20 protein-coding genes and 1 pseudogene are annotated in these 23022 nt (G+C 55.0%); 15 read left to right on the forward strand and 6 right to left on the reverse strand.

The window, feature by feature from the left end; all coding sequences use genetic code 11:
- Positions 1-390: 390 nt before the first annotated feature.
- A complete protein-coding gene (locus D3879_RS22405; protein ID WP_119956450.1) occupies positions 391-582 on the reverse strand; it encodes a DUF7740 domain-containing protein in 192 nt (63 codons plus the stop codon).
- A 601-nt stretch (positions 583-1183) separates the two neighbouring features.
- Between D3879_RS22405 and D3879_RS22410 the strand changes: the two genes are divergently transcribed.
- Both D3879_RS22410 and D3879_RS22415 read left to right on the forward strand, forming a co-directional pair.
- A complete protein-coding gene (locus D3879_RS22410; protein WP_119956451.1) occupies positions 1184-2842 on the forward strand; it encodes an ATP-dependent nuclease in 1659 nt (552 codons plus the stop codon).
- On the forward strand, positions 2835-4019 hold the full coding sequence (locus D3879_RS22415) for a UvrD-helicase domain-containing protein (RefSeq protein WP_119956452.1): 1185 nt from the start codon (positions 2835-2837) through the stop codon (positions 4017-4019). Before D3879_RS22410 ends, D3879_RS22415 begins: the two co-directional genes overlap by 8 nt.
- Before the next feature lie 183 nt (positions 4020-4202).
- On the opposite strand, the gene D3879_RS22420 is transcribed toward D3879_RS22415, so the two are convergent.
- Complete coding sequence (locus D3879_RS22420) at positions 4203-4469, reverse strand: hypothetical protein (RefSeq protein WP_147411211.1); 267 nt, start codon at positions 4467-4469, stop codon at positions 4203-4205.
- 97 nt (positions 4470-4566) lie between these two features.
- Positions 4567-5244, reverse strand: coding sequence for a helix-turn-helix domain-containing protein (locus D3879_RS22425; RefSeq protein WP_119956454.1), 678 nt, complete (start codon positions 5242-5244; stop codon positions 4567-4569).
- 663 nt (positions 5245-5907) lie between these two features.
- On the opposite strand from D3879_RS22425, the gene D3879_RS22430 reads away from it, so the two are divergent.
- Positions 5908-6924 (forward strand): hypothetical protein, encoded by a 1017-nt coding sequence (locus tag D3879_RS22430; protein ID WP_119956455.1) that lies wholly within the window; start codon positions 5908-5910, stop codon positions 6922-6924.
- A 481-nt stretch (positions 6925-7405) separates the two neighbouring features.
- Entirely contained in the window at positions 7406-8377 is a 972-nt protein-coding gene (locus D3879_RS22435) for a hypothetical protein (protein WP_119956456.1), read from the forward strand.
- A 297-nt stretch (positions 8378-8674) separates the two neighbouring features.
- Here the strand turns inward: D3879_RS22435 and D3879_RS22440 are convergent, their stop codons facing one another.
- Positions 8675-9214: a hypothetical protein gene (locus D3879_RS22440; RefSeq protein WP_119956457.1), complete on the reverse strand. Its 540-nt coding sequence runs from the start codon at positions 9212-9214 to the stop codon at positions 8675-8677.
- A 180-nt stretch (positions 9215-9394) separates the two neighbouring features.
- Between D3879_RS22440 and tnpB the strand changes: the two genes are divergently transcribed.
- From tnpB to D3879_RS22475, 6 genes are all read left to right on the forward strand, one after another.
- Entirely contained in the window at positions 9395-9754 is a 360-nt protein-coding gene (gene tnpB / locus D3879_RS22445; RefSeq protein ID WP_238474286.1) for an IS66 family insertion sequence element accessory protein TnpB, read from the forward strand.
- A 17-nt stretch (positions 9755-9771) separates the two neighbouring features.
- Positions 9772-11319: an IS66 family transposase gene (tnpC, locus tag D3879_RS22450; protein ID WP_119956127.1), complete on the forward strand. Its 1548-nt coding sequence runs from the start codon at positions 9772-9774 to the stop codon at positions 11317-11319.
- Positions 11320-13330: 2011 nt separating this feature from the next.
- Positions 13331-13984: a recombinase family protein gene (locus tag D3879_RS22460; RefSeq protein WP_119956459.1), complete on the forward strand. Its 654-nt coding sequence runs from the start codon at positions 13331-13333 to the stop codon at positions 13982-13984.
- Between the two features lie 591 nt (positions 13985-14575).
- Positions 14576-14782, forward strand: a complete 207-nt coding sequence (locus tag D3879_RS22465; RefSeq protein WP_119956460.1) for a hypothetical protein — start codon at positions 14576-14578, stop codon at positions 14780-14782.
- Positions 14783-14817: 35 nt separating this feature from the next.
- Entirely contained in the window at positions 14818-15033 is a 216-nt protein-coding gene (locus D3879_RS22470; protein WP_119956461.1) for a hypothetical protein, read from the forward strand.
- 13 nt (positions 15034-15046) lie between these two features.
- Positions 15047-15256 (forward strand): hypothetical protein, encoded by a 210-nt coding sequence (locus tag D3879_RS22475; RefSeq protein WP_119956462.1) that lies wholly within the window; start codon positions 15047-15049, stop codon positions 15254-15256.
- A gap of 250 nt (positions 15257-15506) precedes the next feature.
- Here D3879_RS22475 and D3879_RS22480 read toward each other — a convergent pair whose 3' ends face one another.
- Complete coding sequence (locus D3879_RS22480; protein WP_119956463.1) at positions 15507-15737, reverse strand: helix-turn-helix domain-containing protein; 231 nt, start codon at positions 15735-15737, stop codon at positions 15507-15509.
- Positions 15738-15922: 185 nt separating this feature from the next.
- Between D3879_RS22480 and D3879_RS22485 the strand changes: the two genes are divergently transcribed.
- The gene (locus D3879_RS22485; protein ID WP_119956464.1) at positions 15923-16534 is read left to right on the forward strand and encodes a hypothetical protein; all 612 of its coding nucleotides are present in this window, start codon (positions 15923-15925) and stop codon (positions 16532-16534) included.
- 780 nt (positions 16535-17314) lie between these two features.
- A complete protein-coding gene (locus tag D3879_RS22490; RefSeq protein WP_147411214.1) occupies positions 17315-18046 on the forward strand; it encodes a hypothetical protein in 732 nt (243 codons plus the stop codon).
- A 100-nt stretch (positions 18047-18146) separates the two neighbouring features.
- Here D3879_RS22490 and D3879_RS22495 read toward each other — a convergent pair.
- Positions 18147-18770, reverse strand: a pseudogene (locus tag D3879_RS22495) (Vgb family protein); the annotation flags it as partial.
- 512 nt (positions 18771-19282) lie between these two features.
- Here D3879_RS22495 and D3879_RS22500 point away from each other — a divergent pair.
- The 3 genes from D3879_RS22500 (at position 19283) to D3879_RS22510 (ending at position 22983) form a co-directional block, all read left to right on the forward strand.
- Positions 19283-19462, forward strand: a complete 180-nt coding sequence (locus D3879_RS22500; protein WP_119956467.1) for a hypothetical protein — start codon at positions 19283-19285, stop codon at positions 19460-19462.
- A gap of 75 nt (positions 19463-19537) precedes the next feature.
- Positions 19538-19732: a hypothetical protein gene (locus D3879_RS22505; protein WP_119956468.1), complete on the forward strand. Its 195-nt coding sequence runs from the start codon at positions 19538-19540 to the stop codon at positions 19730-19732.
- A gap of 53 nt (positions 19733-19785) precedes the next feature.
- Positions 19786-22983, forward strand: a complete 3198-nt coding sequence (locus D3879_RS22510; RefSeq protein WP_119956469.1) for an EAL domain-containing protein — start codon at positions 19786-19788, stop codon at positions 22981-22983.
- Positions 22984-23022: the final 39 nt, after the last annotated feature.

The raw sequence follows: 23022 nt of genomic DNA on the forward strand, positions 1-23022 counted from the left end.
CGTGTACGACCGCGACAAAAAGCCACGGCGCTGCTCTTTGAACCGCCCCGACTTTCCCGGAGGCTCCAACTCTTGAGAGGATGGAGCCTCCGGGAAAGTCGGGGCGGTTCACTGCAGCGGCAGGGACACCCCGTGGATGAAGCTGTGCTCAAGGCGCTGTCACCGTAGAGGACGAGTCATATCAATCGTTTTGGCGACTACACGTTAGACCTTGATCGGAAGATTAAGTCGATCGATTACAAAGTAATATTTTAGCATTAAAATCATACACTTAACTTCATTTTGGCGAATTTAGAGCGAATCCCGGCCAACCCTCGATCCTTGCAAACGTCAACAGTGCGAGCGATTTCGGCTGAGCCTTTCCTGGGCGAGGCTGGCTGACGAGGCGATTTAGTCGAGGTTCTTGGCGAGGAAGTCGACCAGCAAGAGTGGCTTCGAACTGTCGATGACCGAGAACATCAAGTAGCGCTTGCTCCGCGGCAGTTGCTTTGCGCAGCGCTTGGCGGTGGCTTTGATCGCCTCGTTGGTGCCGTGAATCTTTGCGGCCAACAGCAAGGCGATGGTCGCATCAATTATCGTCATGGGCTTATCGTTCCTTCCTGGCGAGCCCCCGATGCGGCCCGATGCTGTCAGACCGCTTTCGACCGAGGCTGTGTAAAAACGCAAATCCTGGATGTTTTAGGGGGTACTTGACCCCATACCCAAGTGGAGAAAATCGCTTGTAGAGCCTTATAGGAAGTCAGTTTCCTATCGCGGTGAATTTTCCAAGTGTTTTCATACAGTCTGGGTCGAATGAAGACCATCACGACAGGCAGCTTTCGGCCCAGGCTGTGTGAAAACGTTTTGAGTGCCAAGCGCTGATCAATCAATGATCAAATTCGGTGCTCTCTCGCGGATTCTATGCAAGCTAGCTCGGATAACTTCTGCAGATTTCGCGTAGCAACGCGAACCTCAGATTTGAGCGGGAGTTTTCACACAGCCTGGACCCATAGCGGACATTCGCGAAAGCCAGCTATCGGCCATAAGCAGCCATTGGCTGTGACTACGGAACTCGAGGTGATTCAAACCTGCTCTAGACGTTCGTCTTCAGCTGATCGCCATATGGACAGCATGCAGCACCCGAGGTACGGTTCAATCGCTATGGCAATCCGCCATCGTTGAGTGATATCTAGAGGGATTTAGAGTGCACGTTAAATCGATCAAGCTAATCAACTTCAAAAAATTTCGAGACGAACTTCTAGAATTCAACGACGACGTCAATATTTTTGTCGGCGACAACAATGCCGGTAAAAGCACAATTCTAGAAGCGTTAGAAATTGTGCTCAATTACAACCATCGGGGACGGCCCTTCAACGGCGAATTCTCCCCTGATCTTTTCAATCAGGACGCCGTCACTCAATTTCTCGCTTCCGACTTGAGCTCCAAGCACCTACCCAGTCTGATCATAGAAGCCTACATTGACGGTGTGCCTGAGTACCGAGGCTCGAACAACAGCCAAAAGGCTGACGCTCAGGGCGTCGTAGTACAAGCCTGTTTCGACCCGTCGCTGGAGGCTGTTTACGAGGCTCACCTGCTGACCAAGCCGAATATCACTAGCATTCCGATTGAGTTCTATAAGGTGGAATGGCTCGATTTCGGCTGGAACCCGATAAAACCAATCGCCAAGAAGTTCAAGGCGCTGTATATCGACCCCACACGTATCCACCCCACCATGGGGAAGAACCAGTACATCTCGAGCATCCTCAACACCGCGTTGGCGAAGGAAGAGCTCGTCAAGCTGACCCTCAATTATCGTGAAAACCTGCAGGTGTTTAACAACTCTGGGGAGGTCAGGACGGTCAATGCCAGCCTTGATGCGGGTCACCTTATCACTGATAGCAAGCTCACTATTGCAGCAAGTACGTTACCAGCGGGCTCCATCCAGACTGGCCTACAGCTTGAGGTCGATGATGTGCCGTTTCACTTCATCGGCAAGGGTGAACAGAGCAACGTGCAGATCAAACTGGCCATTCAGAACAAATCCCACGACATCGATCTGGTGATGATGGAAGAGCCCGAAAACCATCTATCGCACACCAATCTGAACAAGCTGGTGCATTACATCGAAACCCAGCGGGCGGACAAGCAGCTGTTCCTCACCACCCACAGCTCCTATGTGTTGAACAAGCTGAGTATCGATAAGATTTGCCTAGTGCAGTCGGGGTACAAAAGGCTGCACACGCTAGACCCTAAAGTGGTAAAGACCCTCAAGCGTCTTCCTGGCTACGACACCTTGCGGGTGGCACTGTCGGGCAAGGTCGTCCTGGTCGAGGGGCCGTCGGACGAACTGGTGCTCAAGAAAATCTACCAACGGAAACATAACCGACTACCCGAGCAGGACGGGATCGATATCATCGTGGTACGCGGTGTGGGGTTCAAGACGTTCATCGAGGTGGGCAAAGAGATAGGCACCAAGATCCATGTGCTCAGGGATAACGACGGCGACTATGACGGTAACGTTGTGCAAGGACGTCTGGAATATGCCGGGTTCCCTAACATCCAGCTGTACTCGTCGATGAACAACGCCGAATTTTCGCTTGAGCCAGCAATGATTTATGCCAACGCAATTGACATCCAAACCCTTGACGCTTTCGCGAAGGAAGCCTTGTCGAAGGAAACCTTCAATATCTACAACGCAGAGGTCACTCTGGAGGATCGAAGGGAGAATCTGATCCGTTGGTTCAAAAGCGTAAAGGGCAACGGTAAAGGCGCTCGAAAGGTTGATTCGGCAGTCAAACTTTTCGATGGTGAATTGGATTTCAAGTACCCAGCCTTTCTGGACGAGGTGCTCGATTTTGCCTAACGAACTCTGGATCGCGGGCGCCGGGTCAGGGAAAACGCACAAGATCATTACTGAAGCCATTGAGGTCATCAAGGCTGGTGGGCGGGTACTTGTAGTCACTTATACGACCAATAATCAGGCAGAGCTACGCGCTCGTTTTGTTGAGCTGTACGGTGCTAGCAGTGAGCACTTCGTCGTCAAGGGACTGTTCTCTTTTTACCTGGAAGATATGGTACGCCCCTATCAGAGCGAGGTATTTCCAGATCGGATCACGACTATCTCGTTCACTGAGAACAACCCTCATTTGATACCAGGTACAACCTACTACATTGAAGGCCGAGCTGAAAAATCAGAAGACGGCACGATCAATCCGCTACATTACCTGACACCCTGCAAATCCAAGGCGTACTCCGGACTGTTGGCAAAGCTTGCGAGTCTCATTGCGAAGCTATCCAAAGATGCCCCTGCCAAGCGGCTGAAAGAGATTTATCAAAGGGTCTTTTTTGATGAAGTGCAGGATTTGGTCGGTTGGGACTACGACGTGATCAAATCACTCAACAAGGTCATGGTCGACTCGATCTGTTGTGTGGGCGACTTTCGACAGACAATCTACACCACGACGTTCGGCCATAAAGCTCCGCAGACGCCTCAACAGAAGGTCGATTACTTCGTCGGGAAAATGAAGTTCGAAAAGCATTCGATGCCGAAGAATCGTAGGTGCATCCAAGAAATCTGCGACCTCTCCGACACGATCCACCCGGGGCTGTATGACAAGACGGTATCGGGTGTCGAGAAAGTGCCAGACGAAATATCGCATCACCACGGCACCTTCATAGTGAAGCAATCTCAGGTGCGCGATTACCTGGCAGCGTTTCAGCCCCAAGTACTGCGCTGGTCGTCAACCACCGGCACTGGATACCTACCGGGCAACCTTATCTGTTACACGTTCGGGTCCTGCAAAGGCTTAGGCTTTGATCGAGTGCTTATGATCCCGCCAGATAAACATCTGAAGTTCGTTGGCGGGAATGCCAAGGTGTTCGACAAGGATAAAACGGAGGAGTCGCGAAACAAACTATACGTCGCGATCACCCGGGCGCGCTATAGCCTGGCCTTCCTCGTCGAGGACAAGAAGGTGAAAGGGCTCCCTTACCCCGTTTGGGATGGCGCTGGCGCGCTCACTGCAGCGATTGAAACCTGAGGCGGAGAGGCAGGTGGCTCATTGATGTTGAGATAGCTGAAATGCTCTATGTCTCATAGGCACATCGAATGGCTGCTTTGGCCGATTGCTGTCTGTCATGACCGGCTGCTATATTGGGTCGAAAGCGACCTGACTGACGCATCCTTCTTCAGCCAGGCGCCCCTCTTATTCCTGCGGCTCAGTTCACCCAATTTTTCGCTGCTTGAACCAGATATGCTCAGGCTCGAAGTAAAAGGCTTTGTGAACCTCCTTCTCGTATTGCGAGAGGGTGAACTCTTGGCCTGTATAGCGGTAGAACACCAAGCCATACAGGTGCTCAAGGATAGACTGCTCGTTATCGGCGTCTGCTGGATCGAAATCGTAGCCCTCCACCTCCTCCTCGGCCTTCCAGGACTCGAACAAGTGAGGGCGGACCACCGCTATCAGGTTGGCCTCCCTGCTGGTTCCCATGATTTCTGTCCGATAGCCGCCGTTCACTACCGACGGCTATCGAGCAGGCTTTCCTGGGCGTTGCCCTTACTTTTTCCTAGATGCGGACGTGCCGTCATTATTTCGTCGATTTAGCCACTTCCTCCATGAGCTCAGCGATCGCCCTATCCATTTTGTTCATAAGCTTCAGACGGACATCTTCAGGCTCATCCGTGGCATGTTCGAGTTCAGATTTAGCATCGTTGATTGCTGCTTTCAGCTTCGTCAGATTGGGGTTGTTGAGTTCTCCCTTGAGCACCATGCGCATTAACCAGCGCTGCATATCGTAAGCAGCACGCTGGTTGCTGGGGATTTCTTCCTGCCTTGCAGTCTCCCAGCGCTCAATTGCCCGAATTACGTGGTGGTTCAACTCGACCGAAAATCGTTGGCGGTGAAGTTCTGGAGTGCCTTGGCGATTGATGCTATGCGACGCAATCAGTGCCGTACGTCCGTCCTCACTGACCGTGTAACCTGCATAGTTATCACTCGAGACAACGTCGATTGGCGTTTGGCGTTCGCCTAAAACAACAACGCAGTCCAACGAGTCGCCACGCTGTACCTCTGCCGCCACCTCATGAACAAGCAAACGCCAACGAGCATCCGGCATTATCTGGCTGCCGCTTTCGACGGATGAAATAGTGCGCGTGCTGACTCCGACACGCTTGGCGACTTCGCCGACACTCCAGCCGAGTGTCGTTCGCCACTTCAACATAAGTTTGCCACGCCCTTCTGGAGCGACAGCCTGGGCTTCAGACATTGCATACCTCCCGCCAGCTTCCGTCGGAGTGCCAGAATTCATTCCTGGTCGCATACTTCCGATATCGGAAGTTTTAGCATGCCAAGGAAGACCGCTGCTGTCAAAAGCCGAGTTCAAATGAGCGCGCGGAGATGGTGAATCTCGACCAGAAGCGGCTTTCCGTGAGCGGCTGCTTCCGGCCCAGGCTGTGTAAAAACGCCCAGAGAGATCAGCTTGGTAGAAAACCGACCTCCTGTAAGGCGCTACAAGCGATTTTCTCCACTTGGGTATGGGGGCAAGTACCCCCCCTAAAACATCCAAAATTTACGTTTTTACACCGCCTCGGCCAAGAGCAGCCATCTGAATCAGGGAGAGTAAAGTTCCCCTGAACTTGTGAAGGTGGAAAGATAACTGGATTTCATCTTCAGCGACGAAAAAGGGGGCAGATCTATTTTTCCACTCTAGGTTTACCTGCGTGAATGGTGATGCGTGGCTAGAGATTCGGAACTAGAGCAACTAAAATAAATCTGTCTCTCTTGCTTATCCTTTGGTCATTTTGTTCAGGATTTTTTGACAGAATTTCTCTTGTAAACTAGATTTTCTATCATTGATTGGGAGGTGGTTCTTATTTGAATGTCCTGGCAGTAGAGGCAGAGGGATTCTAAGTGGCTAGGGGAGGGCTGAATGAAAGGCTCATCGCTCCATATGGTTGGAATGTATCTAAAGAGCATATTCCTCGGTACTGTTTACTTACGCTTCGCACTTGCATTGCTAGCATTGGGTGGGGCTATCTTTGCTATGCCAAATGTCTGGGAGTATGGTTACGAACTGGTGGTAACGTTTCTGAAGTATAAATACCCGGATTTAGAAATGCCACTACCTCCATCGATTGACCGAGCCTCCAGTTATCTCACGGGAGGCGTGTTTATTGCATCTGGCTTCGGGGTTTTTTTGTGGTTTTATCGAATTGATAGAAGGCAAAAGATTGAGGATGCTGCTAGAGCATCTTATTTTACACTGATGGCCGACGAAGACTCGAATTGGGTGACGTGGAGCGAGGAATATAAACAGGCCAGCGATCCAGTCTGCAATTTTCGATTAAGTTTCTTGATCGAAACAGGCGTAGTCGGAGCAAGAATTTACACAATTGACATTGATCGCCTAGTCAAAGGCTGCCATTGTTGGGTGCATAACCCTTCCCTAGTTAACTACCATACTAGGGAGGTATATGAGTTCCTAGGAGATAATAAAACGCTTGCTCGTCCAATTCTTATTGAGTCAAATCAATCGGTAAAGTTATCGTACAAGAATCGCGCTGCTGGCCCCACGCCAAGGTTTGATTATACGGAGCTGGAAAGTGGAGAGTACAAGGTTGAAGTTAGTTACAGGATGGAAAGCAGCAAGGAGGCTCAGATTTACACAATTTTCCTTCTTCAGAAAGATGGGGGTATTCGCAAGATAGATAGGCTTAGCCCTCCCCCAAAACTCAATGATGAAATAATAAAGATGGCATTTCATAACGAAATATTATCTCAGGATGAAATGGATCGTCTGGAGCTGATCTCTGAGCGCAGTCGATACTTGGCTTATCGTTATGGTGATGCATATTACAAGTCATGGCCTGAACTGCGTACTTTTGATGGCCTACTCCAAAGCTGCCAGCAGAAGATTGAGCAGGCAAAACTAGAAGTTAAACACTAGAAAGTAATCGTCATCGGTAAATTGACCATGAATAAATATTCATTGCATCAACTCTGCTGATTTTACGCCGCTATTTTAGGCTGCGCTTTCGTATTTGCCGCCTACCGGTCAAGGTTGAATGTTAGCTGTGGTCACACTGATAGAGCGGACTGGCTAGGCGGAAAGCAACGCGAACCTAGCCTAGGCAATACGTTGCGTCGACCAGTTTAATTCGCCGCCGAAAGCGGTCAGCTGCGACCGGCTGCTTCCGGCCAGGAGCGGCCGGTGAGACGTGCCTCAAGTGGCGCCCCTTTACCTTTCACGTCACCAGCCAGACGCTCTGCTGAGTCGCTCGGATGGCTCTGATGCATAACCTCCAGTAGTCGCCGTCGCCAAAAGAGCCAGCACAGACTAGGCTAGCTATAAAGCTATGATGTGTTTCCGTCAGCTTCATAGAGGCGTTATCGAACCATTAGTGTTTATCAAAAGTTAGACATACATTATGAGCGACTTAAAATCTGATTATCTAGAGATCGAAGAGGACCTCCACTGTCCAGAATTATTTAATAGAATAGAAAATGCTAGAAAGCTCTATCGGATCTTCTTGGATCTTAAGGTAAAAGCTCGGGAGCTATCCCTTAGCGAACAGCTCAGCCCAACCGATTATAGAGAGCGCCTCAGTAAGCTGATAAAATTCACTGATAACTTGTACTTCGCGTTCAATACGTACTCTGAAGACTCGCCCGATGAAAAAAAGGATAAACAGCATGAATGGAGTCATGTCTGGGATAGTCGGGTTGGACATCAAATGCCTTTTATAATTGAATTGATAGATGATGATACTGTCAACTATCGAGAGGATCTCTTGGAAGTTGCCGCTCAATACCTAGCGAATCCGTGGCTGCAACATGATCGGATTGACTGGATTCTTATTGACTCTCTGATTTTTGCTGAGCTCGCTTTCAAGAGAGGACTCATTCTAAGCGGTGAGGCAATCAGAAAGATAAAGTGGTCGCATTACATCTTTCATTACCTCTTCAGAGTAGACGTTAAAAAGGCCTTCCAGATTAAGCTGGCGTTGGCTCTCGTCTATTTTGCTCTGCAATACATTGTTCCGCCAGCAACAATCTTCGTGCTGTACTACCTTCAGTACGAAGTGGCAACCATAATCGCAGGGGGCGCGTACGCTGCTTACTTATTTATACGAGCTTTCCTTTGGTCGGTGCACTATCGAAAACGAAGGCTAGAAAAGAAGACCTTGCACGACCATATGAACCGGCTACAGAATATTGCGGACGCCTACTACCAATGCAAGCCGCCGATTATCAATCTAACAACCCTGCGCACATACTTGAATAAGGCGATCGAAGCCGGTGCAGTATTCGATGGAGCATTGTTCACCGTTCTGAAAAGAGTCGAAGAAACTAAAGGCGAGACATTCATCCCTTTTACAGAATCAGAGGAAAGCACCTGACCAGTGATTAAGGGGCGAAGTGATTTGGGGGCGGTTGCACTCAGCTCCTGCAACCGCCTTTGCTTCTTCTTGGGGCTAATGTAGTGCCTATCCAAGCGCCCGTAGTCTTATCGAATGAAAAGCCCGCAGCCAAATCAGAAACGCAAAGATATGAGTTTGCAGCGAAGGCGGAGGGTGACAATAACAACGCTCCTAGCGCGAGAGCTATTTTTGACATATCTCTCTCCTGGCGATACGACCCCTAACGAACGAGATCAGCGGGGCTGCGTCGTCCGCCGGAACGACTGTTTGCTAGTGTCAGCATAGATGAGCTGCGTCTTTAGGATAAAGCACTTCATTGATGCCAGCCTTCTTGAGTTCATCCTTGTGTTTGTGAAAGTTTTCGTCACTGGTGACCAGATAGTCCCATTTGTGGAATGCATGTGACCAAGCAACCAAAACATCGCATAGCTGGTTTCTCCAGACGCTATTTTCTTCAATGCTTTCAGGTGGGGTGGCCTGAATGTTTGGAAATAGAATATTGCGTATTTCAGATTCTAACTTTTCCATTTCATCATCAGCCGAAAGGACATGATCCCAATAGAAGACATCCCATTTTGCTAGCGGTAATAGATACTGTACTCCGGTCAATCCAGCCCTTTCTAACTTCTTCTCAAATGCCGAAAAATGCCTGTTTGCTGTTCCGCCCTGCTGATTTTCGGAGGCGCTTACTGCGACAACCGCCAATTCGATCCGGCCATTTTTCCACGCATCTACCAATTTTCGAACGTGCTCTGCATTCGATCGATTCTCTTCTAAATCGATTATGCAATTTGTGTCCAGGGTAAACTTGCTCATCAGTATTAGATCCTAACGCTTGAACTCATTGGCTGCCGAAGGCGATCTGCTGGAACGAGGGGTTAGGCGTCATTCCCGCGTGCTTGTAGGTCCATGGGTAAGCGCTCCATAAACCCCACCTACAAAAAGTAGGCGCCACTGACGAAGCTATGCTCCCGATTATTTTCAGGAGTAGCCGTCATGATGCGTCCCGACGCCAAGGTCGAAAAAGTCTACCTCTACCCCAAGCCGGTGGATTTCCGAAAGTCCATCGACGGACTGGCTGCTCTGGTTGAGTTGGATATCAAGGTGGCGGTGTTCGACCCGGTGCTATTTGTCTTCCTCAACAAAACTCGCAACCGAGTGAAGATATTGTATTGGGAACGCAACGGTTTCTGCCTGTGGCTCAAGCGCCTCGAGTCCGAACGCTTCAAAACTTCGCCCGAGCCCAGTGACGAAGCTATCGTGCTGACGGCTCAGGAGTTGAATTGGTTGCTGGACGGTTTTGATCTCTGGCGCAACCGTCCGCATCAGGTTCTGACGCCTAGATTTGTCGCGTAGTTGGGTATAATCCGGGCATGAATTTGATGCCCGAAAACCTCCCTGATGACCCCGTGCTGCTCAAGCAAATGCTGCTTGAAGCGCTTGGCCGTCAGGCAGAAGTTGCTCAGGCTTTTCAAGTTCAGATAGTCGATCTGAAAGAGCAGATCAAGTTGCTTCGCCAACGCTTGTTCGGACGTAAATCCGAGCAGTCAGTTGACTCAGCCACTCCACAGTTGGCCCTTTTCAACGAAGCGGAAAGTGTCGCCATGCCGGTCACCGACGAGACTGGTGAAGAGGAAGTCGTTACTCCAGCCACACGCCGTGGCAAGCGCAAGCCGTTACCTGCCGATCTGCCGCGCGTCGAAGTCGTCCACGAACTGCCCGAGCATGAACTGACCTGTGCCTGCGGTTGCCGCAAGCACAGCATCGGCGAAGAAGTCAGCGAACAGCTGGAGATCGTGCCGATGCAGATCCGCGTGATCAAACACATCCGCAAGGTTTACGCTTGCCGCGACTGCGAAGCTGCACCGGTCACCGCTGACAAACCGGCACAGCTGATCGAAAAAAGCCTGGCCAGCCCCAGCGTGTTGGCGATGCTGCTGACCACCAAATACGTCGACGGCTTGCCGCTGCACCGGTTCGAAAAAGTCCTGGGCCGTCACGGTGTCGATATCCCGCGGCACACCCTGGCGCGCTGGGTTATCCAGTGCGGTGAGCACCTGCAACCGCTGCTCAACCTGATGCGCGATCGGTTGCTGGCAAGCCCTGTCATCCACTGCGATGAAACGCGGGTGCAGGTGCTGAAAGAACCTGATCGAGACCCGACTAGCCAATCCTGGATGTGGGTGCAAACCGGTGGACCGCCAGATAAACCGGTGATCCTGTTTGACTACTCGACCAGCCGAGCGCAGGAGGTGCCGTCGCGCCTGCTCGAAGGTTATCGCGGCTACCTGATGAGCGATGACTACGCCGGGTATAACGCTTTGGGTGCGCAACCGGGTGTCGAGCGTTTGGGCTGCTGGGCCCATGCACGGCGCAAGTTCGTCGAGGCGCAAAAAGTACAACCCAAAGGCAAGACCGGTCGGGCCGATATCGCGCTGAACCTGATCAACCAGCTGTACAGCATCGAACGCGACCTCAAAGAGGTCGGTGATGACCAGCGACTGGCTGGTCGTCAGCAACACAGCCTGCCAGTACTGGAGCAACTCAAAAGCTGGCTGGAGAAAACCCAGCCGCAGGTCACCGCGCACAATGCCTTGGGCAAAGCGGTCAACTACTTGGCCAGCAACTGGAGCAAGCTCGAACGCTACGTCGAAGCCGGACATCTGCCCATCGATAATAACGCCGCCGAGCGCGCCATCCGGCCCTTCGTCATCGGCCGCAAGAACTGGTTGTTCAGTGACACCCCCAGGGGTGCGACCGCCAGCGCCCAACTCTACAGCCTGGTGGAAACCGCCAAAGCCAACGGCCAAGAGCCTTATACGTGGCTGCGCCACGTACTCGAGCGCTTGCCACAGGCCACCTCGGTAGAGCATTACGAAACCTTACTCCCGTGGAACTGCACGCCAGAAATGCCACGGTAAATAGAAAGCCCATCCCTTAAAAGGTGGGGTTTATGGATCGCTTACGTCCATGGAGCCTAGTGCCACCTCGACGCGGGAAAAGGAGCTCGCTGTGTTCCAAGTCCATTGGTCGCCGCCAACATCAAATGCGATAGCGGTGATCATGTCACATGGCGCATACCGACCCGCCACATCTAAGGGTACATTGTTCTCGACGGCTGCTTCTCTGAGTGTTTCCGCGATAGTGGTTTGGACAAGCGGCTCGAACGCGTGCATGAACTCCCTAGTCGTCGAAAGCATGGCCGACAATGAGAGCGTTCGATCAAATGCGAGCAAAGAGAAGTTGCCAATTTCGCTCGGGAGATCTTCCCGAGCCGGAATAGAAAAGTTAGAGACTTGCCCGCTTTCCACCGATGGGCCTGATGCAATGAACGCATACAGGAAACCTCTCGCATACCTACTGTCAATCCAGGACAAACTGCCAAGTATGGGGTGCCCACTCTCGCAGTGCTCCCCACTCGCAAAATCCTCATCAAAGTGATGTAATCGATTGCGGAGAAGTCGGGCTGTGTCGAGTTCGTCTAGAAATGGATCAACAAATGCTGGGCGGGGTTCACCAAACGGTAGTCGCTTAACGAGTTGCCGGAATCGGTGCATCCAATCAAGACAACTCCAAGCATCACATATCATTCCGGCGCGCTGTTCAGGACTGAGGTCAGTGAATCCCGGTTGTGATTCCGGTTGGTAGAAGTCACGGGCTGCAGCAACCAGTCTTGCGTGATGAAGTTCAACCGCGTCAAACGCATAGCCAAGGGCGCCGAGCAATCTACGCAATGAGATGCTGAGAGCCTGTGGGGGCTGGCGAAATATTGACTCAGGACTAAGCATATGTTTCGGACCTCGAAACTGGTGTTATGACGCCTAACGAATAGGCCCCAAGTGGTGTGATAACGCTTTTACGGGCGTGGTGGATAAAATTCCTTATCCTCTCGTCTATCCGTGTCTAGGCTGGGCATTGCGGCGGTCGGATGACCGGATAAGGGCGTTATGCACCATCGCCGGAGAACCCAATCTGTTCGCTCAGTCCCGGCAATAGACTGAGCGTAGGTAGTCAATCGGCGGTCCTCCACCCACCGACTGCTTTTGGCCGATAGCTGCCAGTCGTGAATGGCTGCTTTCAGCTGTGGATTCAACCAGCCGAGAGTGGCAGCTTTGGGTCGGTTTTTGTCTTTCGGTGCTTGTCTGATGCCCCCCAGAGTAGCGCCCGCTGACACCCATCTACTGCAAACAGCTGGTCAGCGTGAATGCAAATGGCTGGTCAGTTGGTGTGCAAACGGGTGGTCAAATAAGTGCAATCACGCAATGTGATGGTGTGCCTTTTAGAACTAGGTTGGGCGCACCGATATAGATGTGCCTTGGTTCCTGGTTGTATTGGTCGTCGATATTTTTTTTTATGACTGGGGCATTTTTGGGGATTTGTACAATGTACCGATGGGAATTAAGTGCGGGTGAGGGTGGTGATAGGGTCTGTGTACCGCTTTCGGACAGATGATCGGGTAAAAGTCGTGGGCGGGGTGCTTGGTTGGCGCGCTCACCGCCGCGGCAAGCACGCATAGCGCTGGCATTTTGACGTCTCAAAACCATCAGGGTGTGTTGCGATCAATATTTTGTGCCGTTATGCACCCGCCTACCTATCTATATGGATGGCTGTTTGTGTGATGTGCTGGTCCTCTCATGGAGGAGGGTATGCCCTCGGGAAAGTGCGCGACGCCGTTTCCTGAATTAGTAGGGGGGGGCGGACTGGGGGATCGCTCTTTTAAGAGCCTGTGGGCCGCGATCCGGGTTGCCCAGGCACTGGCCAAAGCCCACCAGCGCGACAAAAAGCGCTAAGTATCAGTCCCAGCAGGTGTTTTTTAGACCACCCTTCAGGCAGCCCACCTGCCCACCCCCGGAAAGCGTGCCGATTGGTTGTGTTTGACCGCTTATAGCGGTACAACCTCAATCGGCACTTCTAATCAGCACAGGAGGCAACATGAACCCAAAACCCCGCTTTGTACGGGCGTACCTGCGCGCGTCCACTGTGGAGCAGGACGCGGATCGAGCGCGGCAAATGCTCGTGGATTTCGCCCAGGAGCATGGCCAGCACGTCGCGGCCTTCTACCTGGAGAACGAGAGCGGCACCAAACTCAACCGCCCGGAGCTGTTCCGCCTGCTGAAGGATGCCCAGCCCGGCGACATCCTCTTGTGCGAGCAGGTGGATCGCCTGAGCAGGTTGGTCGAAGCCGACTGGCTCAAGCTGCGCAGCATCATCGCCGCCAAGGAGCTGCACATCGTCGCCCTCGACCTGCCGACCTCGCACCAGTTTATGACCGGGGCGCAGGGCGACAGCTTCACCGGGCGCATGTTGTCGGCGATCAACAGCATGCTGCTGGACATGCTCGCCGCTGTGGCCCGCAAGGACTACGAGGACAGGCGGCGGCGCACCCTGCAGGGGATCGCCAAGGCCAAGGACGCCGGCAAGTACAAGGGTCGCCTGATCGACGCCGCGCTGCACGCCCGGATCAAGGCCTGCCTCAACTCGGGGATGCCCATCAGGAAGGCGGCGACCGTCTGCGACTGCGCGAAGTCCACGGTGCAGCGGGTCAAGGCGAGCCTCGAACGCGACGAGCTGAAGGCCGCAGGCTAGGCCAACCCCCACCCTTGAAGGCGAGAACGGCCCGGCGCACGCCTGGCCGAGGCCTTTGGCTGCGCGCAGGAAAGGGCGGGCCTGCGGCAGCCTCTTATTACCCCTCTTTCTATATATAAATATTTAATAATTATTTATTTATATTAGAGAGAGAGAAACAGGCTAAAAAGGAGAATCTCTCAGACAATTAACGGGCAGCAAAAGCTCAAAAATCTAGTGAACTAGTTGCCTAGACCCACTAAGTAACTAGTTTGTCAAGCATTATTTTGCGGACCCAAAACCAACGAAAATACCCAAGCCCTTGATTTATAACAATAACACCTAAAATTCGCGGGTTACTGCTTTCCGAAATTCCACTGAGTTTCCGGTTCTACGCCTAACCCCCAAAGGGCCGCCTGCACTAATACCCAGTCACATGGAGTCGAAACCGCCATGTATCGACCCCATTCACTACCCGGCCAGTAGTGACCCCCGCGCCGAGGCCCCCAAACAGGCCCAAATCCAACCCAGCTATGAACGCGCCAACGCCCCCGCCCAGGGGGTAGGCCAACCACCCCCTGCCTGCCCCACCCAACCAAGAAGGAGACGACCATGGCCACCACCACCACCGTGCCCGACGGCACCCTGCTGCTCAGCTTCCGCCTGTGCGCCGAGCTGATGGCGATCCGCCGCGCCCTCGGCGCCGAGGCCCTGCCGCTGACCCTCGACCAGCGCCGCGCCCTCACCGAGCGCCTGGGCCGTGTGCTGGAAGGCCTCGAAGACCCCCGCGACCGCGACCTGCTGGCCGGCGCGGGCTAGTCCACCTCCCGCCACCCCCAAACAAGGAGCCCGCCATGCCCAAGCCCACCGACCAAGGCCAAGGCCAAGGCCAGTTCGTCCTGCTCGCCCCCGAACAAGGCCACGACAGCAGAGGCAAGCCGTTCGCCCGCCTGCTGGCCGCTTTTGCCCACCGCCAGGACGCCTTGAAGGCGCTGGCCAACCGCCACCGCCCTGGCGAGGAAGTGCTCGGCCGCAGCGCCGCCCTGCGCCGGTTCGCCCTGCTCGCCTGAGAAGGAGCCCGCCATGACCACCCAACCTGTCATCCACACCTTCAACACCGGCCGCCAATACACCGCCCACGGCCAGCGCATCGCCTACGCCGAACTGGGCCGGCGCGAAGACGAGTTTGGCCGGATGATCCAGGTGGCCTTCGCCGACGTGGACCGCCAAATCGTCGGCGTGGTGACCCTGTACGAGGAGCCGGTCAGCCCCTCTGACGTCAGCTCGTGCTGAACAGCACGGCAACACACATGCAGGTCGCCTAGAGATGATCCGCATTGATCCCACGGGGCAGGGGCGGTCTGCGTGAGCGCATCCTGGGTCGTGAGCAGGGTGTCCTGTAGGTGCCCATTGTCTTGTATCAGGCGTTGCTCCTGAGCTTGCAGTTCGCCCAGGCGTGCTTGCTGAACTGTAGGAATGGTTAGTACATACAGCTGTGCAAGTCGACGCAATTTCGCCGCGAAGTTCCAGTCGGGGCAAGCGCTCAGGCTTGATCTTGGCTTGGCAGTTCAAGCAGGAATGATGGAGTGACGTCGAGCGCTTCAGCCAAACGATAGATATTTAGCAATGCAATGTTGCGCTGCCCTCGTTCCACTCCGCCGAGATAGCTACGAGCCAGCCCGCTTTCCAGAGCAAGGCGCTCTTGAGACCAGCTTTTTGCTTTTCTGGCCTCTATCAATCGTTGGCCGAAAAGAACTCTTGGATCGGTTGGCATCTTCACCCCTCAAAGAGCGTAGATGCTATGAGTACCGCCTCTATCGGGCCACGCTCTATAAGTTCACTCTTTATGAGTGACAAATTTTAATTGCAGGCTTAGGATGGCCTCTATGAGTACCTGTTGAGCTGAAAGCTTGCGGCTAGCAGTGACATTGGGCAGATAGTTGATCAGGAAAACCATGAATGGCTGGCATCGTAAAAGCCCTTGGCGTTTCAGTACTGGCAGGTCTGGCGATTCCGGCAGGCGGACTCTCTGGGTTGGAGGCGGTGGGTTCCCTGCTGCCGATGCTGTCGGCGAATAACCGAACCAGTGGCGTCGTGATGTTCTTCCTTTGCTCGGCGGGGCTGTTTGGGCTCGCTTTCTGGTTTCTTGTCAAGTTTCAAAAGCAAGCCAAAGCATTGGTGGAGAGCATCAATCGGGAGAGTGATCTCCGGCTAGACTCGGCGAATCTGCTGGGTTATCCAGCCCCGATCTTTCTCATATTCGATAAACAGAACCGCAAGTTGGCGATCTGCAATCACGTGACCGGAGATTGTCGGGTTTATGACTTCGCTTATGTATTGGCTTGGCGCTGCGAGTGGCGAGAGGTCGAGCGCGTGGAGATTTCTGGCGCAGGTTCACAGGTTTCCAATATCGGCATCAGAGCCCCAACGTTTGAGCGCGTTAAAGAGGCTAAACACTTCACCTTGGTGCTGGAAGTTGCGGACGAGCACAACCCGATTCTGAAGTTACCGATCAGCGAGCGTGCGGCTAAAACCTGGTGCGCGCGCCTTAATGCTCTATTTATTGCCTGAACGGATTCACTGGAAATAATCCCAATCCGCCCTACATGGCTGAATAGTGCCTAGTTGAACAATCGAGAGGAGGAGCAGAGAAAGTCTGAGCTAATTCAGATATCTCCCGCCCATCCACTTCCCATCAAACATAGCGATAGTGAAATTATGCAGAATAAATTAGCTAAGCAGGATCTGAGGCAGTGCTTCATTGAGAAGGCAAGGAAGGTGCACGGGGATAAATATAGTTACGACAGTGTTGTATATAAAAATAGTACGACAAAGGTCATCATGCTCTGCAATATACATGGGGAATTTTCGCAAACACCCTCAAGCCACCTGGTGGGCTGCGGCTGTAAAGGCTGTGGTATACATAAAGCGCAGGCAATCACTGAATGACTTTATCGCCAAAGCTCAACATAAGCATGGAGGTAAGTACTTGCTACGATCAAATAAAAAAATTGTTCGGCCAGTTCTAAAGTGCCAATTGTATGTCCCGATCATGGTCTTTTTATGATGGAGCCTTCGAATCATCTAACCGGTCAAGGCTGCAAAGACTGCGGAGTGAGCAGGCGCGCTAACAAGTGCAGATCCAGTGGAGACGAGTTCGTTGCTCGAGCATATCGTATCCATGGGAATAGATATGGCTATGCTCAGGTTAATTACCTTAATGCAAGGGCAAGGGTAATAATTGAGTGCGCAAAGCATGGCCCATTCCAACAAACTCCAGATTCTCATCTCGCAGGTCGTGGATGTAAAAGGTGCGCAGCTGAACAGAGAGGGAAGTGTCGAGAATTAGGAATGCGCGCCCATATTGAGCGAGCAAGAAAAAAACATAAGGATTTTTATGATTATGCGCTAGTGCCAACAGAAGGGAATTCCTGCGACAAGGTACAAATCAGATGTCCCAAGCACGGGCTTTTCTCGCAAGATTTTTACCAACACTCTCGTGGGATGGGCTGTCCGAAATGTTGGAATGAAAGAAGGAATATGAGACGCAAGAAAAATGAGGTGTTCATTCTTGACGCCAAAAAGAAACATGGTGCGAAGTATGACTATTCGGAAGTCGACTACATTAATGCTTACACCAAGATTAAAGTTATCTGTGCTGCGCATGGTTCGTTTGAAATAACGCCAACAAAACATTTGAGTAGAGGTGATGGATGCCCGGAATGCGGATTTCTTAAGCGAAAAGGAATCGGGGGGATTACTGAAGCCCGGTTAAAAAATGAGCCGGAGCTCGGCAGAGTTGATGCCTGGGTGTATATTGCGTACATGGAAAGTTGTGAGGAGAGGTTCTTTAAGATTGGGCACACGACAAATAAATATCCGGAAAATCGTTTTTCCTTCTTTGATATGTATAGCTGGACCATGGAGCGTGCTGTAAATATGTCGCTTTGTGAGGCTGTCAGATTAGAAGGCGAGTTAAAGCGAGCACTGCCAGGATACAGGCCGCTGCTTAAATTTAACGGTTATACTGAATGCACCTTGGAGGACCCGTGGCCACTGTTAAAGAAACTCCTGAATCCATAGCCATATACGGGTGTAACCCATTCTACTGAATTTCATTGGCGGCTTTTTCGACCGTCCGCTGTGGCCGAGAAGCGGACGTTCGGTCATTCAGCAAGTGCTCTCGTTCATCAGGCCTGGGATTCGCGCTGCTTCCGCCTCCGCAGCAGAACAGATCGCCGCCATCGGACTCGAGCCCCGACACGCCTACTCCAGGCGGCATCTCGAGCCTATCCAGGACCTCTCCCGTTCGAGGATCGACTCGCCTCAACTCGCTCTCGTCACCTTCCCAGGTAACGTGCCAGAGTTCTCCGTCGATCCAGGTGACCCCGGTGACGAAGCGGTTGGACTCGATAGTGCGAGGAATCGCCCCTGTCCGGGGATCGACCTGATGGATCTTCCGCTCCCGATACTGCCCCACCCAGAGCGTCCCCTCGGCCCACGCGAGCCCCGAGTCACCGCCGCCACCGGGCACCGGGATCGTGGCGAGCACACGGCCGGTCTCCGGATCGATCTTCTGGATGCGATCCTCGGCGATCTGAAACAGGTGCTCGCCGTCGAAGGCCGTCCCTGCATGCGCGGCGACATCGATCGAGCGCAGCTTCTTCCCGCTCGCCGGATCGAAGGCGTTCAGCTTGTCTCCGGAAGCAAACCAGACGCGCTGACCGTCATAGGTGACCCCATGCACGCTGTCGACATCCGGAAAGGGTCCGTACTCACGGGTGATTTCGGCCGCTGATCGCTTCATGTTTCCATCCTCGTCACTGGGTAGTGGAGTGCATCCTAGTCCCTCGGTAGTGGAGCGGGGAGTAACAAGGTCGTCGCGAATCCCTGCACGGGCATTTATTCCGGTTCAGGCGTGACAGTAATGGCGCCAAGTTCTAGCGTAAGTCGTTGATTTACCTACGGGATGGTGTGATATTTAGTGTGTCCAAGAAATGTCATTACGAAAACGATCAACCCCGGCCTTAGTGCCGGGGTTCTTCTTTACGGATCAGTTGGTTTAGTAAATAGGCTGAGGAATGTGGCATGCCTGGCGCCCGGGCCGCCGATAAAGCGCCTGTTGGCCGGAAGCCAACCGCAAGCCAGGCCCGTTTTCACCCGGCAATTCCAGCAAATCTACGGACGGAAACGGGCGGGCCCGATGACCGGGGGCTGCCGCGAGCCTTGATGGCGAATACGGGAAAGAGCGGGCGCCAACCCTCTTCCCCGCCATCGCCTACTCTTAAAGCTCTCCATGCAGCGAACAGGAGGGCGATTATGACAAGCCAGGTCAACCCCATTCCCGCCGGCTACCCCGGCGTGATTCCTTACCTGAGGTTGCGCGATGCGGCCGCCGCCAGCGACCGCTACTGCCAGGTCTTCGGCGCCTCCGAGACCATGCGGGTGGCGATAACGGCCCAGCAGCTGGGATCGAGCGGCCAACGGGCTGCCGTGTGATCCGCAGGCGGGCAGCGCGAGGCCGCAGGCGAACTGTCCTGCAGCATCTAGGCCTGCTGCATCCACGGAGGAGGCATGAACAAACCCAATATCAAGGCCCAGCGCCTGGTGGCGCTCTTCCTGCTGGGCGCGGCGCTGTTCAACTATCCGCTGCTGGCTCTGTTCAACCGCACCGGCCTGGTGTGGGGGGTACCGGTTTTGTATGCCTATGTGTTTGCCGCCTGGCTGCTGCTGATCATGCTGCTGGCGCTGGTGATCGAGAAGAAGTAGCGGTCATCCGGGGCGAGCGTTGGTTGCGGCCGGCCAGGCCGGAGGACTGAAGCGTGCCTGCCTGGATCATCGCGGCCGTCGCCGCCGCCTATCTCGGCCTGCTCTTCGCCATCGCCTATCGCGGCGATAAGGCCGCCGCGGTCGGCCACAGCCTGATCGCCAACCCCTATGTCTATTCGCTCTCGCTGGCGGTCTATGCCACTGCCTGGACCTTTTACGGCAGTGTCGGGCGTGCCGCCGACAGCGGTATCGGCTTCCTGCCCATCTACCTCGGCCCGACGGTGATGGCCGCGCTGTGGTGGGTGGTGTTGCGCAAGATCATCCGCATCGCCAAGGACAACCGCATCACCTCGCTGGCCGACTTCATCTCCTCGCGCTACGGCAAGAGCGCGGCGCTGGCCGGGCTGGTGACGGTGATCGCGGTGGTCGGCGTCATCCCCTACGTTTCCCTGCAGCTCAAAGCTATCTCCACCAGCTTCAATGTTTTGCGCGGCTATCCCGACATCCTGCCGCTGGCGCAGAAGGCGCCGGAAGCGGTTCTGGGCGACACTGCGTTTTATGTGGCCCTGATCCTCGCCGCCTTCACCATCGTTTTCGGCACCCGCCATCTGGACGCCGCCGAGCGCCACGAGGGTATGGTGGCGGCCATCGCCTTCGAGTCGCTGGTCAAGCTGCTGGCCTTCCTGGCGGTCGGGATCTTCGTCACCTGGGGGATGTACGACGGCCTGGCCGACCTCTTCGCCAGGGCGTCGGAGGTGCCGCGCATCGCCGAGGTGTTCATCATTGGCGGCGGCTCGAGCGACGTGTACCACAACTGGGCCTCGCTGTTTTCACTGGCCTTTCTCTCCATGCTGGCGATCATGTTCCTGCCGCGGCAGTTCCAGGTGGCGGTGGTCGAGAACGTCGACGAGGCGCACCTGAACAAGGCGATCTGGCTGTTTCCCCTCTACCTGCTCTTGTTCAACCTCTTCGTCCTGCCTATCGCCATCGGCGGCCTGCTGCATTTCGGCGACGGCGCAGTCAACCCCGATACCTTCGTCCTCACCCTGCCCATGTCCGGGCAGCAGGAGGCGCTGGCCCTGCTGGTCTTCATCGGGGGGGTCTCGGCGGCCACCGGGATGGTGATAGTCGAGTCCATCGCGCTCTCGACCATGGTCTGCAACGATCTGGTGATGCCCGCGCTGCTGCGCATCAAGGCCTTGCACCTGGCTGAGCGCGAGGATCTGTCCGGCCTGTTGCTGGCGATCCGCCGTGGCACCATAGTCGTCGGCCTGCTGCTCGGCTACGCCTACTACCGGCTGGCGGGCGAGGCCTATGCCCTGGTTTCCATCGGCCTGATTTCCTTCGCCGCCGTGGCCCAGTTCGCGCCGGCACTGCTCGGCGGCATCTACTGGAAAGGCGGCACACGCGCCGGGGCCCTGGCCGGACTTGGCGCCGGTTTCCTGGTGTGGGCCTATACCCTGATGCTGCCGGCCTTCGCTCGTTCCGGCTGGCTGCCGATGGACTTGCTCGAACAGGGCCCGTTCGCCATCGCGCTGCTGCGGCCGCTGAGCCTGTTCGGCCTGGAGGGGCTGGACGAGATCAGTCACGCCATATTGTGGAGCATGCTGGCCAACGTCGGAGCCTACCTTACCGTGTCGATCCTCTCCGATCAGAGCGAGGTTGAGCAGACGCAGGCGACGCTCTTCGTCGATGTCTTCAAGCATGATCGTGGCGCCGAGCGCGTCTGGCGAGTCAGTGGCTCGCTGCCCGATCTCTACGCACTGCTGGCACGCTTTCTCGGCGCGGGCAACGCCAAAGTGGCGTTTACCGCTTATGCCCGACCGCGCGGGAGGGACTGGCCGCAGGAGATCGACGCCGAGTTGGCGCGCTACTGCGAGGCGCAGCTGGCCGGGGTCATCGGCGCCGCGTCGGCGCGGGTCATGCTCGCCACGGTGGTCGAGGAAGAGCTGTTGCGCGACAGCCTGACCGGCTTGCCCAACCGGGCGCTGCTGCTGAGTCGGCTGGGCGATGCACTGGATCGGATCAGGCTCGAAGCCGGCCGCGGCTTTGCCCTCCTGTTCCTCAACCTGGATCGCTTCCGGGTCATCACCGACAGCCTCGGCGCTGCCGCCGGTGACCAACTGCTGATCGCCGTGGCGCAACGCCTAGACGCCAGCCTGCGCCCTGGCGATACCGTCGCCCGCGTGGGCGGCGAGAATTTCGCCATCCTCCTCGACGAGGCGCGGGAGGAAGGCGAGGCGGTACGCTTCGCCGACAAGTTGCAGGCCACGCTGGCGGCCGGTTTCAACATCGAGGGGCACGAGCTGTTTACCTCCGCCAGTATCGGCATTGCCATCGGGCGGGCTAGCTACGTCGATCCGGGCGACATCCTGCGCGACGCCGATACGGCCAGCCACAGTGCATTGGAGCGGGGCGGAGCCTATTGCGAGGTGTTCGCGGCCGATATGCGGCAACGCGTCGTCGCGCTGCTCGACATGGAAACCGAATTGCGCCAGGCGGTGCTGAAGGGGCAGCAGTTCCAGGTTTTCTACCAGCCCATAGTTGAACTGCGCACGGGCACACTCGCCGGCTTCGAGGCGCTGGTGCGCATGCGCCGTCCCGACGGCAGCCTGGTGCAGCCGGGGGACTTCATCCCGCTGACCGAGGAAACCGGTCTCATCGTGCATATCGGCCGCTGGGTGCTGGGCGAGGCCTGCCGCCAGATGCGCGACTGGCAGCTGAAATACCCGCGGCACTCGCCGCTGCAGATGAGCGTGAACCTGGCCGGGCGGCAGTTCATCCAGCCCGACCTGATGCAGCAGATCGAGACGGTGCTGCAGGAAACCGGCCTCGATACCCATAGTCTCAAGCTGGAAGTCACCGAGACCGTGATCATGGAGCACGCCGAGGCGGCGGCGGCGGTGCTGGAGCAACTGCGCGCCATGGGGGTGAAGTTGCTGATGGACGATTTCGGCACCGGCTATTCCTCACTGTCCTACCTGCACCGCTTCCCGGTCAACACGCTGAAGATCGACGCGTCCTTCGTGCGCCGCATGGACGTGGATCGCAAGAATGCGGACATCATCCAGACCATCGCCACCTTGGGGCATACCCTGGGCATGGACCTTATCGCCGAGGGGGTGGAGAGCGAAGGGCAGCTGGCCCAACTGCGCGGGCTGGGGGTCGAGTACGGCCAGGGCTACTACTTTTCCCGACCGCTCGATGCCGCCGCCGCCGAGCAGCTGATCGCCTCCGGGCGGTGCTGGTGACGGAGTATAGAAATAAAGCGCCTGTTGGCCGGAAGCCAG

The organism is Pseudomonas cavernicola (assembly GCF_003596405.1).
GTDB classification, from domain to species: domain Bacteria; phylum Pseudomonadota; class Gammaproteobacteria; order Pseudomonadales; family Pseudomonadaceae; genus Aquipseudomonas; species Aquipseudomonas cavernicola.

Coding starts and splice junctions, on each gene's coding strand:
- D3879_RS22405 (WP_119956450.1), bottom strand. CDS start 582: ATGACGATAATTGATGCGACCATCGCCTTGCTGTTGGCCGCAAAGATT.
- D3879_RS22420 (WP_147411211.1), bottom strand. CDS start 4,469: ATGGGAACCAGCAGGGAGGCCAACCTGATAGCGGTGGTCCGCCCTCAC.
- D3879_RS22425 (WP_119956454.1), bottom strand. CDS start 5,244: ATGTCTGAAGCCCAGGCTGTCGCTCCAGAAGGGCGTGGCAAACTTATG.
- D3879_RS22430 (WP_119956455.1), top strand. CDS start 5,908: ATGAAAGGCTCATCGCTCCATATGGTTGGAATGTATCTAAAGAGCATA.
- D3879_RS22435 (WP_119956456.1), top strand. CDS start 7,406: ATGAGCGACTTAAAATCTGATTATCTAGAGATCGAAGAGGACCTCCAC.
- D3879_RS22440 (WP_119956457.1), bottom strand. CDS start 9,214: ATGAGCAAGTTTACCCTGGACACAAATTGCATAATCGATTTAGAAGAG.
- tnpB (WP_238474286.1), top strand. CDS start 9,395: ATGATGCGTCCCGACGCCAAGGTCGAAAAAGTCTACCTCTACCCCAAG.
- tnpC (WP_119956127.1), top strand. CDS start 9,772: ATGAATTTGATGCCCGAAAACCTCCCTGATGACCCCGTGCTGCTCAAG.
- D3879_RS22460 (WP_119956459.1), top strand. CDS start 13,331: ATGAACCCAAAACCCCGCTTTGTACGGGCGTACCTGCGCGCGTCCACT.
- D3879_RS22465 (WP_119956460.1), top strand. CDS start 14,576: ATGGCCACCACCACCACCGTGCCCGACGGCACCCTGCTGCTCAGCTTC.
- D3879_RS22470 (WP_119956461.1), top strand. CDS start 14,818: ATGCCCAAGCCCACCGACCAAGGCCAAGGCCAAGGCCAGTTCGTCCTG.
- D3879_RS22475 (WP_119956462.1), top strand. CDS start 15,047: ATGACCACCCAACCTGTCATCCACACCTTCAACACCGGCCGCCAATAC.
- D3879_RS22480 (WP_119956463.1), bottom strand. CDS start 15,737: ATGCCAACCGATCCAAGAGTTCTTTTCGGCCAACGATTGATAGAGGCC.
- D3879_RS22485 (WP_119956464.1), top strand. CDS start 15,923: ATGGCTGGCATCGTAAAAGCCCTTGGCGTTTCAGTACTGGCAGGTCTG.
- D3879_RS22490 (WP_147411214.1), top strand. CDS start 17,315: ATGCGCGCCCATATTGAGCGAGCAAGAAAAAAACATAAGGATTTTTAT.
- D3879_RS22500 (WP_119956467.1), top strand. CDS start 19,283: ATGACAAGCCAGGTCAACCCCATTCCCGCCGGCTACCCCGGCGTGATT.
- D3879_RS22505 (WP_119956468.1), top strand. CDS start 19,538: ATGAACAAACCCAATATCAAGGCCCAGCGCCTGGTGGCGCTCTTCCTG.